This window comes from Xanthomonas cucurbitae, assembly GCF_002939885.1.
Lineage (GTDB): Bacteria > Pseudomonadota > Gammaproteobacteria > Xanthomonadales > Xanthomonadaceae > Xanthomonas > Xanthomonas cucurbitae.
Genome location: NZ_MDED01000014.1, coordinates 46,190 through 58,730, shown reverse-complemented (window position 1 = coordinate 58,730; position 12,541 = coordinate 46,190). Strand labels below are relative to the sequence as shown.

The following is a 12,541-nucleotide window of genomic DNA, read 5'->3' as shown; positions in this document are numbered from 1 at the left end:
TGCGCTGGCGTCATGACATTGGCGGCGGGCGCTTCCATACGCCCGGATGCCGGCGCCAGCGACGGCCGTGGCACGGCAACGCGTTAACGCGTTGCCACATGCGTGCGCCATGTCGTCAGTGACTGCGCACGCATGCACAGATCCTGCGCCACGCGGCGCCGCCGCCGTTTAGGCACGGCCGATGCACAGCAGTGCATCGATGCGCCATCTCGTGCGCAGATTGCACGCAAACCGCTGCGACGCACCCCCACCGCGCTGCCAGGAGTGTTTCCATGTCCGTCGTTTCCGTCCCGCTACGCAGTATCGCCCGCTACGTCCTGCTACTTGTCCTGCTCGCGGGATTGCCTCAAGTGCAGGCACAAACCCGCGCACTCACCTATGCCGGGGTCAATGTGTCCGGCGCGGAGTTCGCTTCCTCGAAAAAGCCCGGTGTCCTCAACAAGGACTACATGTATGCCTCGGCCAGTGACTACAGCTATTTCGCTGGCGTTGGAATGAACACGGTCCGTCTTCCCATCCTGTGGGAACGCCTGCAGCCCAGCGCGCAGGGCGAGCTGGACGCGGTGCAACTGGCGCTGGTGCAACAGGCGGTGACGCGCGCCAAGGCGTCGGGCATGTACCTGGTGCTGGATATCCATAACTACGCCAAGTACTACGGCTCCCTGATCGGCGGGCCGGACGTGCCGGTCGCCACCTTCACCGACCTGTGGCGTCGCCTGGCCATGGTGTTCAAGGGCGACAACGCGGTGATCTTCGGGCTGATGAACGAGCCGTACAACATTGCGTCCAGCCAGTGGGCCGGTGCCGCGCAGGCGGCCATCGATACCATCCGCGCCACCGGCGCCGATAACCTGATCCTGGTGCCCGGCGCGTCGTGGACCGGCGCGCACAGCTGGTATTCGGCGACCAGCGATGGCTATTCCAACGCGCTGGCGCTGGCGTCCATCTATGACCCGCTGGATCGGTATGCCTTCGAAGTGCATCAATACCTGGACGCCGATTCCAGCGGCACCAGCAGCGTCTGCGTCAGCCCCACCATCGGTGCCGACCGCCTGCGCAATTTCACCCAGTGGCTGCGCATCCACAACAAGCGCGGTTTCCTGGCCGAGTTCGGGACGGCCGACAACGCCGTATGCAATCAGGCGCTGCAAGGCATGCTGGCCTTCATGGAAACCAACGCCGATGTGTGGCTGGGCTGGACCTGGTGGGCGGCCGGTGCGTGGTGGAACATTTCCTACGCCTACAACGTGCATCCCAGCAAGGACGGCACCGAAAAGCCGCAGATGTCGATCCTGTCGCCACAGGCGAGTCGTGCAACACGTACCAGCGGTAGCGCACGGTCCAGGCGCTGACGGCCCGTCCTGCGGCGCACGCGATGGCCGCCATGCACCGGCAGCACGTTACTGGCCCGCCCACGCGGACACGGGCGCCCGTACCCGCCGGCGACTGCCGGCGAGGCCGCCGCTTGGCTCATCGCTGCCTGGGCGGGGCTGTGTGCACGGGTTTGCTGCCTGGCGAGGCGCGGTCGGCAGCGGCCGGCCGCGTCGCGTCATCGGCGCTCGCCGCCGGCTTGCTGGCCATCATGCGGTCGCGCGCAGCCTTGAACGGATTGCCGGCGTACCAGTTCGGCCAGCGCCCCGCTGCCGCCACCTCCTTGCCCACGCCATACATCGCCTGCAGGTCTTCGATGGTGCCGTCCAGTTTCCAGGTGGCCGCATCGTATTCGTCGCCAGGTGCGTGGTAGCGATGGCGGCCATAATCCTGGGCCGCCGCACGCCCGGCGGCGGTGCCGCCTTCGCGCAGGTCTTCGCCACCATCGGCATATAGCGCCGGCACGCCGGCCTTGGCGAAGTTGAAGTGATCCGAGCGGAAATACGAGCCGCTTTCCGGCGTCGCTTCGGGGTGCAGGCGGCGGCCCTGCATCGCGGCGATCGGCTTGAGGATGTCCTCCAGTTCCGAACTGCCCATGCCCACCACGGTCATGTCGCGCGCGCGGCCGGCTACCGACATGGCATCCAGGTTGATCACCGCAGCGATCTTGTCCAGCGGGAAGCTCGGGTTGGCGACGTAATACTTGGAGCCGAGCAGGCCGGATTCTTCCAGGGTCACCGCCACGAACACCACCGACCGCTCCGGCTTGGGGTCCTGATGCGCGAACGCATCGGCGATTTCCAGGATGCCGGCCACGCCGGTGGCGTTGTCCACGGCGCCGTTGTAGATGTTGTCGCCGCTCTCGCCCGGATGCTTGCCCAGGTGATCCCAGTGCGCCATGTACAACACCGCCTCGTCGGCATGGCGGGTGCCCGGCAGCACGCCAACCACGTTGCGCGAGGTCTTTTCGGCGATGCTGCTCTTCAGATCCACCGACCAGCGGGCCTTCAACGGCACCGGCTTGAAGCCGCGCTTGCCGGCATCCTTGTACGCCTGCGTCAGGTCCAGCCCGGCATCGGCAAACAGCTGCCGGGCGGTCTCGGCGCTGATCCAGCCTTGCACCGGCAGGCGCGGGTCCGGGTCGTCCTTGGCCGGCAGATCGTATTGCGGGCCGGACCAGGAGTGCTTGACCACATCCCAGCCATAGCTGGCGCCAGGGGTGTCGTGCACGATCAATGCTGCGGCCGCCCCCTTGCGCGCGGCTTCCTCGAACTTGTAGGTCCAGCGCCCGTAGTAGGTCATGCGCTTGCCGTCGAACAGCTTGGGGTCATTGCTGTGGAAGCCGGGGTCGTTGACGAACATCACCACCGTCTTGCCCTTCCAGTCCTGGCCGGCGTAATCGTTCCACTGCTGCTCGGGCGCATCCACGCCATAGCCGACGAACACCAGCTCGCTGTTGTCCAGCTTGACCTCCGCCTGGCCGGTGCGGGTGCCCACCACGATGTCGGTGCCGACGGCGAGGGTGCGGGTCTGCTCGCCGCTGCGCAGGCTGGGCGCGGTGGCGGCATCGGCGGTGGTTTCCACCATCGGCACCTCCTGGAACCAGCTGTCGCCATTACCCGGCTGCAAGCCGATGCGCTGCATCTGGTCGCGAATGTAAGTCACGGTCTTTTCTTCGCCGGGCGTGCCCGGGCCGCGCCCTTCGAACGCATCCGAGGCCAGCGTCTTGACCAGCTCGGCAAAGTCGCCTTCGGTCAGTTCCGGCGAGAACACATGCCGGCTGACCGGTGCGCTGGGCGTGGTCTGGGCCGGTGTTTGCGCGGCCGGCGTGGCTGGCGCATCGGCCGCCTCGCGCGTGCAGCCGGCCACGGCCAAGGTCGCGGCCAGGCACAACAGGGTCTTGCGGGGCATCGGAACTCCTCGTGCAGCGGAGTTCCGATCTTAGAGCGTCCGTGTGGTGAGCGCGTCAGTCCTTGGGCGCCACATCGCTGTCGAAGCGGCGCGCCGTGGCACCGCTGACCGCGCCGATCCTGGCGCTGCGGTGCACATACAGATCCACCTCGCGCTCGAACTGCAGCGGGCCGTCGATCACGGCCTTGGGGCCGATCACCACGCGCGGCTTGCGCGCCGGCTTGAACGCAAAGCTGAAGTTCGGCTTGGTCACCTTGATGCCGCCGCGCACATGCGAGCCCACACCGACGGTAATGTCGCCATTGACCGTTTCGATCCCCTTGCCGAGTTCGGTTTCCACCAGGCCGATGCTGCCGTTGACCGTTTCCACCCCGCCACTGATCTGGCTGCCGCGCTCCACCAGCACGCTGCCGTTGACCGTTTCCAGGCCACCGAAGACGATGACTCTCTCACTCAGCGCAATCGCGCCATTGACCGTTTCCACCCCGCCGGTGCGTGCGCCATTGCCGATCCGGATGCCGCCGTTGACGGTTTCCACGTCCTTGGTCTGCGCGCCGGCGCCGACCTCGATGGAGCCGTTGACCGTTTCCAGGCCGCCATACACCTTGCCGGCTTCGGCGCTGATGCGGCCATTGACCTTGCTGATGTCCTCGCTGGCCCAGGCGCTCGCGCAGGTCAGGGACAACGCCAGGAGAAGAATTTGGGACTTCATGCTGAACCTCGCGCGGTGGCGGCAGTCTGGGACGTGGCAGCGATCACACCATGGGTGGCTACAATCGCGCACCTGCCTGAAGTCACTGGACCGTTCGTTGGCCTGTTCGCCTGCACCGCTGTCGCGTCCGCCACTGGCCCGTGCCACCGGCCGTGGACGCGCGTGGCTGGCCGCGACCGTGCTGGCCTGCCTGCTGCTGGGCAGCGCCGGTGCCATCGCGCAAAGCCAACGCGAGACCGAACGCAAGCTGCAGCAGCTGCGCGATGAACTCAAGACCATCGGCGCCGACCGCCGCGACCTGGAAGGCAAGCGCGGCACCGCCGCCCAACAGCTGCGCCAGGCCGACGAAAAAGTTGCCAAAACCGCGCGCTCGCTCAGCGAAACAGAAGCCGCGATGCAGACCCAGCAGCTGCACCTGTCCACGCTGCAGCAAGACCGCGCGCGCCTGCAGCGTGGCCTGCAGGGCCAGCGCGCGCAGCTGGCCGCGTTGCTGCGCGCCGCCGACCAGGTGGGCCGCAATGCGCCGCTGAAGGTCTTGCTGTCGCAGGACACCGTGGGCGATGCCACGCGCATGCTGGCCGACCACCGCTACGTGCAGAACGCCCGTGCACAGCAGATCCAGGCCCTGACCACCCAGCTGGACGCGCTGGCAAAGGTGGAGCAAGACATCGCCAGCCGTCGCCAGGCGCTGGATGCCGCACGCGCACAGCAGAAGGCGCAGGCAGCGGTATTGCAGAAGGATCGCTCGCAACAGGCGGCCACCGTCGCGCAACTGGACGACCGCTACAAACAACGCGCCGAACGCGAGAAGGCCCTGGGCCAGGACGCCAAGGCGCTGGAACAGCTGCTCGCCAATCTGCGCGCCGCTGCCGCCAAGGCCGAAGCCGAACGCCGCGCCGCCGCCAAGCGCGCCGCTGCCGCTGCTGCCGCCCAGGCCAAACGCGGCAAGTCCGAGCGCCCCGAGCGTGCCGGCAAGACGCCACCCACGGTGGTGGCGAACGCACCAGCGCCCAAGGTCGGTGGGCTCAGCTGGCCGGTGTCCGGCAATCTGCTGGCCCGCTTCAATGCCAGCTTGCCCGATGGCCATACCAGCAAGGGCGTGCTGATCGGCGCGCCCAAGGGCACCACCGTCACTGCGGTGGCCGATGGCACGGTGGTGTTCTCCGACTGGATGACCGGCTACGGCATGATCCTGATCGTCGATCACGGCAACGGCTACATGAGCCTGTACGCGCACAACGACACCTTGTTGCGCGACGCCGGCGCGGCGATCAAACGCGGCGAAGCGGTGGCCAAGGTCGGCAGCTCGGGCGGGCAGGGCGTGCCGGCGCTGTATTTCGAGCTGCGCCGCAACGGCCAGCCGGTCGACCCTTCAAGCTGGCTGCAGCGACGTTAGTGGCCGCGCGCGGTGGCACGCTAGGCGGCAGCGATGGGTAGTACGGCGTCAATAGTGCGCTGCGTGGACACCGCCTGAGCGGTGATCTGCCCGGCGGCTAGCCTGCCTGCCCTCTGCCCTGCGTTGCGACCTGCCGACACGGCCGTGCAACGCACGCCACCTGCGATGGCCTCGCCAGCAGGCGGCCCTGCAACGGCCCGCGCAACGCGTCTGCAATTCAACGTGGATTTACCGCCGCTTCGCGCATAATCGGGCAGCTCCGCGCTGCGGGGCGTCTTGTCTCTTTGCCGGAGTGCTTCATGCGCGTAGCCGTTCTGTCTGTTGCCCTGTCGCTGGCCTTGTTCGCGTCGCCTGGTTGGGCGCAGACCGACCGTCCCGCCGCTGCCGCGCAGCCCGCTGCAGACGATCCGGACGCCGATGAAGCCGCCGTCTCCAAGGTGCCGCTGGAGGAGATCCGCCGTTTCGTGGCGGTGTACAACGCGGTCAAGCAGGCCTATGTGGACCCGGTGGAAGACAAGAAACTGATGCACGCGGCCGTGCGCGGCCTGCTCTCGGACCTGGATCCGCACAGCACCTACTTCGACAAGGAAGACGCCGAAGCCTTCGACGAGCAGGCCAGCGGTGCCTACGACGGCATCGGCGTGGAACTGCAGCAGCAGCAGGACAACACGCTGAAGGTGATCGCGCCGATCGACGACACCCCGGCCGCACGCGCCGGCATCCGCGCCGGCGACGTAATCGTGGCCATCGACGGCAAGCCGATCGACGCCAGCAAGGCAATGGAGCCGCTGCGCGGCGAGTCCGGCAGCAAGGTTACCTTGACCATCCTGCGCGAGAGGGCACCCAAGCCGTTCGATGTCACCCTGCAACGCCAGACCATCCGCGTGGCCAGCGTGCGCAGCAAGCTGCTGGAGCCGGGCTATGGCTATATCCGTATCAGTACCTTCCAGGCCGATACCGGTGCCGACTTCCAGAAGAACCTCAAGCAACTGCAGGCCGGCGGCAAGCTGCGCGGCCTGGTGCTGGACCTGCGCAGCAACCCCGGCGGCTTGCTGACCGCGGCGGTGCAGGTGGCCGACGACCTGCTCGACAAGGGCAACATCGTCAGCACCCGCGGGCGCATCTCCATCAGCGATGCCAAGTTCGATGCCACCCCGGGCGATCTGCTTGGCGGCGCGCCGGTGGTGGTGCTGGTGGACGCCGGCTCGGCCAGTGCGTCCGAGGTGTTGGCCGGCGCGCTGCGCGACAACCAGCGCGCGCGCATCATCGGCAGCCGCACCTTCGGCAAGGGCTCGGTGCAGACCGTACTACCGCTGGACAACGGCGACTCGGTCAAGCTCACCACCGCGCGGTACTACACGCCCAGCGGCAAGTCGATCCAGGCCAGCGGCATCGTGCCAGAGGTCTTGCTTACGCCCGACCCGCAACCGGGCGAGTCCGAGCTGCCGGCCAGCCTGAGCGACTACAGCGAAGCCACCTTGCCCGGCCATCTGCGCGGCGACGCCGAAGGCGAAGAGGGCTATACCGCCGGCGACGTGCTGCCCGGCGACGGTCCCATCACCGCCGCCCTGGCCGAACTCAAGCAGCCCGGCTCGGCGGCCAAGGCCGAGGCGGCACGCAAGGCCAAGGCGCAGGCAGCGCAGAAGGCCAGGGCAGCCGCCAAGCCGGCGGCAGAATCCAAGCCGGCGGCGGCGCGTCCGCCGGCCACCGACAAGGCCAAGCCGGCCGCGCCAGCCGAGTCCGCACCGGCACAGACGCCCGAACCCAGCCCGCCGACCAAGTAGGGGCGATCGATCACAACGGGCTAGCGCAATCTGGTCAATGCCTCGGGATTGACCAGATTGCGCGGCGTTCCAGAAGCGAATGCCAGTACATTGTCAAATGCCGCATCCAGATACAGCGCGTAGCTGTCGCGTTCCACGTATCCCAGATGCGGCGTGGCCAGCACGCGCGGATGCTGCAGCAATGCATCGTGTGGATCGAACACCGGCTCGTGTTCGAACACATTGACAAGCGCTCGACGCATGCGCTGGGCTCGGTGGGCAGGGCACCCAGCACCTGCACATCGTGGCCTTGCAGGTGCTGCAGACAGGGCAGGCTGCTTACAGCGCCCTGATAATCGTCGGGCACCACGATGCGCATCAGCGCGGCTTGCCCGGCAGCGGGAAGGGCGTGACCACCTTGTCGCCGGTGGCCGCATCGCGGATCACCGACTGGCCCTTCTTTTCCACTTCTTCGATGCGCACGATGCTCTGCATCGGCAGGTGCAAGGTCCGGGTGTTGCCGAATTCCTCGCGCAAGCGTTCTTCGGTGGGATCCACCACCAGCCCGTCGTGCACATCGAACACCAGCTCGCCGATCTGGTTGAAGCCCCACAGATGGCTGCCGGTCACTTCGCGTGCGTAGAGCTCGTACACCCTGCCATGGTTGAGGAAGGTGACTTTGTAGAGAGGCTTGACCATGCACCGATTATAGGCGCGCGGGCACGCCTGACAGCGTGCGCACATCGGCCAGCCGCGCACCACCGCGCACGCTAGAAGCCGTGGCGCTTGCGCAGGCGCCGGGCGATGGCCGCGCGCACAGACAGCCCGTAGACGACGCCGAACACGAAGCCGGCGATATGCGCCGACCAGGCCACCATACCGAACGCCGGGCCGATGTAGGCGAACACCACCTGCAGCAAGGCCCAGGCACCGATCAGCAGCGGCGCCGGCACGCGGATGAATTCCAGGAACAACCCCAAGGGCAGCACCACGCCCAGTTTGGCGCCGGGAAACAGCGCCAGATACGTGCCGATCAAGGCCGACACCGCACCGGACGCGCCGATGATGACCCGGTCCGGCGTGCCGATGGCGAAGATCGCCGCCAGGTTGGAAGCTGCGCCGCCCAGCAGGAACAGCAGCAGCAACCGCCACGGGCCCAGGATGCGCTCGGCCGGCAGCCCGAAGATCAGCAGGAACACCAGGTTGCCCAGCAGGTGCGACCAATCGGCATGCAGGAACAACGCGGTGAACAAGCGCAACACGCTGCCGTCGCGCAGGGTGGCCAACCAGGCGCCCAGGTTGGACACGCCACTGGACAAGGCGCCCCAATCCAGCCACAGCGTCTTGCGCGCCTCGCCTGGCTGGCTGATCGACCACAGATAGGCCAACCACACCGCAGCGAACAGCAACGGCACGGCCCAGCGTGGGGTGGGTTTCTTGCGGGAGGGGAGGGAGACGAACATCGGAGGGGCACAATAGCCGCCCGCGGGCCTGAACCCAACCCTAACCCGTCGGCGTGCAGAAAGGGACGATCGTTATTGTTCGGTTAATTGTCGTGGGTATACTGCGTACGGCGTCGTATGTCGGGGGGGGTCTCCGGCGCGCCCCGGGCACTGGATTGGTGCTGGGCGCGGGCGCTGAATCGACCATTGCAGTCCTTATCCGGAGAGCAACAACTCATGTCTACTGCTTCCACTCTCAGCCGCGCCACCCTGCTCGCCGTCGGCATCGCCGGCGTCCTGGCCGTTGGCCAGGCACACGGTGCCGCTTTCCAGCTGAAGGAAAACAGCGCCAAGGGCCTCGGCCGCGCGTTTGCGGGTTCGGGCAGCGCCCCGGACGATGCCTCGATCATCGCCAACAACCCGGCCGGCATGCGCCAGCTCGACGGCCGCCTGTTCCAGGCCGACGTCAGCGCCATCAGCTTCTCAGCCAAGTTCAAGCCCGACACCGCCACCTACGCCAATGGCGCCCCGGTCTCCGGTGGCAATGGCGGCGATGCCGGCATGATCGCGCCGGTTCCGGCCATGTATTTCCATGTGCCGTTCGGCGAGAACAACAACATGCACCTGGGCACCTCGATCACCGCGCCGTTCGGCTTCAAGACCGAATACGACCGCGACTGGGTGGGCCGCTACCACGGCACCAAGACCGAGCTGCAGGCGGTCGACTTCAACGTGGCGTTCTCCTACGACGTGAACCCGTACGTGTCCTTCGGAGCCTCGGTGTTTGCCGAGCGCCTGGACATCGACCTGGCCAATGCCGTGGACTTCGGCAGCATCCTGGCCGCGCGCCGCGTGCCGGGCTTCGCACCGGGCAGCGCCGACGGCTATTCGCGCATCAAGGGCAACAGCACCGAAGTCGGCTTTACCCTGGGCGGCTTGTTCAGCATCGACGAAAACACCCACATCGGCTTCAGCTACCGCTCGGAAGTGGAGCACAAGATCACCGACGGCGAGGCCGACTTCACCACGCCGAGCAATGCAGCTGCCGTGCTGGCGTTCGCCGCCCCCGGCACCTTCGTCGACACCAAGGGCCGCGCCACCGTCACCATGCCGGTCAGTGCCACTGCCAGCTTCACCCACAACGTGAACGAGCAGTGGTCGATCATGGCCGACGTCACCCGCACCGCCTGGAGCAAGTTCGACCGGGTGACGGTGGACTTCGCCTCCAACCAGCCCGACAGCGTGTTGGATTTTTCCTACCACGACACCACCTTCGCCTCGATCGGTACCGATTACCGCATGAGCGACACGCTGACCCTGCGCGGCGGCCTGGCCTATGACCAGACCCCGACCAGTGCCGAGCATCGCGACGTGCGCGTGCCGGATGCGAGCCGCAAGTGGGTCTCGCTGGGTCTGAGCTGGCGTCCCTCGCAGCAGGCCGAGTACAACTTCGGCTACACCCACCTGTTCGTCAGCGACCCGACCACCGATACCCGCAGCGCCACCGGCGACCGCCTGGCGGGCAGCTACGACGTGAGGGGCGACATCCTGGCTGCATCGGTCCAGTACAAGTTCTGATCGTTACTGCAGGCCGCACGACGACGAACCCCGCTACGGCGGGGTTTTTCTTTGGTCCTGGTCCACCGTTCGCGCGCACGGGCCGGCCAGGGGAATCGCGTGCTGGCGCAGCCGCACGGAGCAGCCGACGCCGGCGCTGCATCGGCATGCCCACCTGTGCCAGCTGCACGCTGTGCGGCAGGGCCGTGCAGCCTGCACGACGGATTGCTATGGTCGTGCGCATGAGCCAACCCGACTTCATCCAGATCACCGACAACGCCCTTTCGCTTGCCGATTGCGCCGCCATCGTGCAGCGCATGCGCGACAGCCAGCAGCTGCATCCAGGCCGGGTCGGCGGCGGCGTGTTTCCCGAACTCAAGCACAGCCGCGACCTGCGCATCAGCGGCATCGCCGAATGGGCGGCGGTGGAAGGCCGCATCCAGCAGGCCGTGTTCGACGGCGTGCTGGCCTATCTGCGGCAGTACCCGCAGGCGCTGATCTCGCCGTTGATGCTGCAGGTCACGACCGCCGACGGCACGCCGCACCGGCTGCTGGCCGAGGACATCGTGCCGATGAGCGACCAGGCACTGGGCGATCTGGCACGCACCTGCCTGCGCCCGGGCGCGATCAATCTGCAGTGGTACACCGCCGATCAGGGCGGCTACCCGTACTGGCATTGCGAGCTGTATCCGCGCGATGCCAGCGCCGACACCCTGCATCGGCATCTGCTGTGGACGCTGTACCTCAACGACGCGTTCGAGCAGGGCGAAACCGAATTCCTGTTCCAGCAGCGCAAGGCCCGCCCGCGCACCGGCAGCCTGCTGATCGCCCCCACCGCCTTCACCCACACCCACCGCGGCAACCGCCCGGTCGGCGGCGACAAGTTCATCGCCACCAGCTGGATCCTGTTCCGGTCTGCGCAAGCGCTTTATGGCGGGGAATAGGGAATCGGGAGTGGGGAATCGCAACGGCAACGGCGCGGCGTTGCTGCTGTAGCCTGCTAGCTTTCATTGCGGCGACTGATTTGTGCTGCCCGAACAGCCGCCGCGGGTTGATCCGCGCGTTGGCGCGAATGACGAGAGTACCTTGGCGACCAGCCGGATCGGCCAGATATCGCCGACGTTGCATGGCGGGCAATCGGCAATGGTCGGTCGATGCGTCATTGCCGTTGCGATTCCCCAATCTCCGCCGCTAGAACAACTGCCCCTGGGGCGACTCAGGTACTGCTTTGGCTGGCGGGGCGGGGCGCTTGAACTTGCCGGTCTCCAATGTCGCCATGTTATGTGCATCGAAACCGGCGCGGCGGTGGGCGAGGGTGAAGCGACGCGCCAGCAGATCGGCATACACGCCTTGCCCACGCAGGCGCGTGCCGAAGGTGCTGTCGTAATCCTTGCCGCCACTCAGCTGCTGGATGGTGCTCATCACATGCGCAGCGCGCTGCGGGTGATGGGTCTGCAACCAGTCGCGGAACAGCGGCGCAACTTCATGCGGCAAGCGCAGCAGTACATAACCGGCGCTGTGCGCGCCGGCATCGGCGGCGGCCTGCAGGATCGCTTCCAGCTCGTGGTCGTTGATCCACGGGATCACTGGCGCAGCCATCACTCCGACTGGCACGCCGGCCTCATGCAGTGCCCGCATCGCACGCAGGCGGGCGTGCGGGGCTGAAGCGCGCGGTTCGAGCCTGGCCGACAGATGCGGGTCGAGCGTGGTGATTGAAAAATGCACGTTGACCAGGTTCTCGCGCGCCAACGGGACCAGCAGGTCCAGGTCGCGCGTCACCAGCGCATTCTTGGTAATCAGCGTGAACGGGTGGCGCGTTTCCCATAGCACCTCGATCAACTGGCGCGTCAAGGCGCGCTTACGTTCGATCGGCTGATAAGCATCGGTGTTGATGCCCAGTGCGATCGGGCTGGGCACGTAATTCGGCCGCGACAATTCTCGGCGCAGCAGCTCCGGCGCGTTGGTCTTGGCGAATAGCCTGGTTTCGAAATCCAGGCCTGGCGAAAGATTGAGATACGCGTGCGATGGTCGCGCGAAGCAGTAGCTGCAACCATGCTCGCAGCCGCGATACGGATTGACCGACTGCGAAAAACCGATATCCGGCGAGTGGTTGCGGCTGATGATGCGGCGCGCCGTTTCGTCGGTGACCTGGGTGCGCAACGCCGGTGCGGTGAACGCCTCATCGGCGTCCGCGCACCAGCCATCGTCCACCGCCTGCCAGGTGGTGGCCTCGAACCGTGCGGGCAGATGGCCGGTCGCTCCCCGGCCTTTGATCGCGCTTGCCATGCAGGCATGGTACGGCGCGCCAGTCTCATGCGCCGCGACCACGAACGGACGCGCAGACACATGCATCCGGCGCCGAGCGGCTGGGCATGACCTCGCGGTCATC

At 66.9% G+C, this 12,541-nt stretch carries 10 protein-coding genes and 1 pseudogene; 5 read left to right on the top strand and 6 right to left on the bottom strand.

Going from position 1 to position 12,541, the window contains the following annotated elements:
- The first annotated feature begins 272 nt into the window (after positions 1-272).
- Positions 273-1,352 (top strand): glycoside hydrolase family 5 protein, encoded by a 1,080-nt coding sequence (locus XcuCFBP2542_RS09395; protein ID WP_104603320.1) that lies wholly within the window; start codon positions 273-275, stop codon positions 1,350-1,352.
- A gap of 118 nt (positions 1,353-1,470) precedes the next feature.
- Here XcuCFBP2542_RS09395 and XcuCFBP2542_RS09390 read toward each other — a convergent pair whose 3' ends face one another.
- Both XcuCFBP2542_RS09390 and XcuCFBP2542_RS09385 read right to left on the bottom strand, forming a co-directional pair.
- Positions 1,471-3,282, bottom strand: coding sequence for a M28 family metallopeptidase (locus tag XcuCFBP2542_RS09390; protein WP_104603319.1), 1,812 nt, complete (start codon positions 3,280-3,282; stop codon positions 1,471-1,473).
- Between the two features lie 55 nt (positions 3,283-3,337).
- Positions 3,338-3,994 (bottom strand): DUF4097 family beta strand repeat-containing protein, encoded by a 657-nt coding sequence (locus XcuCFBP2542_RS09385; protein WP_104603318.1) that lies wholly within the window; start codon positions 3,992-3,994, stop codon positions 3,338-3,340.
- Between the two features lie 97 nt (positions 3,995-4,091).
- On the opposite strand from XcuCFBP2542_RS09385, the gene XcuCFBP2542_RS09380 reads away from it, so the two are divergent.
- Both XcuCFBP2542_RS09380 and XcuCFBP2542_RS09375 read left to right on the top strand, forming a co-directional pair.
- Positions 4,092-5,390 carry a murein hydrolase activator EnvC family protein gene (locus tag XcuCFBP2542_RS09380; RefSeq protein ID WP_211292990.1) on the top strand — a complete coding sequence of 433 codons (1,299 nt, stop codon included), beginning with the start codon at positions 4,092-4,094 and terminating at the stop codon, positions 5,388-5,390.
- Positions 5,391-5,689: 299 nt separating this feature from the next.
- Positions 5,690-7,174, top strand: a complete 1,485-nt coding sequence (locus XcuCFBP2542_RS09375) for a S41 family peptidase (protein ID WP_170066974.1) — start codon at positions 5,690-5,692, stop codon at positions 7,172-7,174.
- A gap of 20 nt (positions 7,175-7,194) precedes the next feature.
- Here XcuCFBP2542_RS09375 and XcuCFBP2542_RS09370 read toward each other — a convergent pair.
- The 3 genes and pseudogenes from XcuCFBP2542_RS09370 to XcuCFBP2542_RS09360 form a co-directional block, all read right to left on the bottom strand.
- Positions 7,195-7,401, bottom strand: a pseudogene (locus XcuCFBP2542_RS09370) (D-2-hydroxyacid dehydrogenase family protein); the annotation flags it as partial.
- 130 nt (positions 7,402-7,531) lie between these two features.
- Positions 7,532-7,852 (bottom strand): DUF1820 family protein, encoded by a 321-nt coding sequence (locus XcuCFBP2542_RS09365; RefSeq protein WP_104603316.1) that lies wholly within the window; start codon positions 7,850-7,852, stop codon positions 7,532-7,534.
- A gap of 71 nt (positions 7,853-7,923) precedes the next feature.
- Positions 7,924-8,616 (bottom strand): rhomboid family intramembrane serine protease, encoded by a 693-nt coding sequence (locus XcuCFBP2542_RS09360; protein ID WP_104603315.1) that lies wholly within the window; start codon positions 8,614-8,616, stop codon positions 7,924-7,926.
- Between the two features lie 216 nt (positions 8,617-8,832).
- On the opposite strand from XcuCFBP2542_RS09360, the gene XcuCFBP2542_RS09355 reads away from it, so the two are divergent.
- The gene (locus XcuCFBP2542_RS09355) at positions 8,833-10,173 is read left to right on the top strand and encodes an outer membrane protein transport protein (RefSeq protein WP_104603314.1); all 1,341 of its coding nucleotides are present in this window, start codon (positions 8,833-8,835) and stop codon (positions 10,171-10,173) included.
- A 221-nt stretch (positions 10,174-10,394) separates the two neighbouring features.
- The gene (locus tag XcuCFBP2542_RS09350; RefSeq protein ID WP_104603359.1) at positions 10,395-11,096 is read left to right on the top strand and encodes a 2OG-Fe(II) oxygenase; all 702 of its coding nucleotides are present in this window, start codon (positions 10,395-10,397) and stop codon (positions 11,094-11,096) included.
- Positions 11,097-11,343: 247 nt separating this feature from the next.
- Here the strand turns inward: XcuCFBP2542_RS09350 and XcuCFBP2542_RS09345 are convergent, their stop codons facing one another.
- Positions 11,344-12,438, bottom strand: coding sequence for a PA0069 family radical SAM protein (locus tag XcuCFBP2542_RS09345; protein ID WP_104603358.1), 1,095 nt, complete (start codon positions 12,436-12,438; stop codon positions 11,344-11,346).
- Between the last annotated feature and the right edge of the window lie 103 nt (positions 12,439-12,541).

Excerpts from the sequence above, each read along its gene's own strand:
- XcuCFBP2542_RS09355 (WP_104603314.1), top strand. The coding sequence starts at position 8,833 with ATGTCTACTGCTTCCACTCTCAGCCGCGCCACCCTGCTCGCCGTCGGC.
- XcuCFBP2542_RS09375 (WP_170066974.1), top strand. The coding sequence starts at position 5,690 with ATGCGCGTAGCCGTTCTGTCTGTTGCCCTGTCGCTGGCCTTGTTCGCG.
- XcuCFBP2542_RS09365 (WP_104603316.1), bottom strand. The coding sequence starts at position 7,852 with ATGGTCAAGCCTCTCTACAAAGTCACCTTCCTCAACCATGGCAGGGTG.
- XcuCFBP2542_RS09350 (WP_104603359.1), top strand. The coding sequence starts at position 10,395 with ATGAGCCAACCCGACTTCATCCAGATCACCGACAACGCCCTTTCGCTT.
- XcuCFBP2542_RS09345 (WP_104603358.1), bottom strand. The coding sequence starts at position 12,438 with ATGGCAAGCGCGATCAAAGGCCGGGGAGCGACCGGCCATCTGCCCGCA.
- XcuCFBP2542_RS09385 (WP_104603318.1), bottom strand. The coding sequence starts at position 3,994 with ATGAAGTCCCAAATTCTTCTCCTGGCGTTGTCCCTGACCTGCGCGAGC.
- XcuCFBP2542_RS09395 (WP_104603320.1), top strand. The coding sequence starts at position 273 with ATGTCCGTCGTTTCCGTCCCGCTACGCAGTATCGCCCGCTACGTCCTG.
- XcuCFBP2542_RS09390 (WP_104603319.1), bottom strand. The coding sequence starts at position 3,282 with ATGCCCCGCAAGACCCTGTTGTGCCTGGCCGCGACCTTGGCCGTGGCC.
- XcuCFBP2542_RS09360 (WP_104603315.1), bottom strand. The coding sequence starts at position 8,616 with ATGTTCGTCTCCCTCCCCTCCCGCAAGAAACCCACCCCACGCTGGGCC.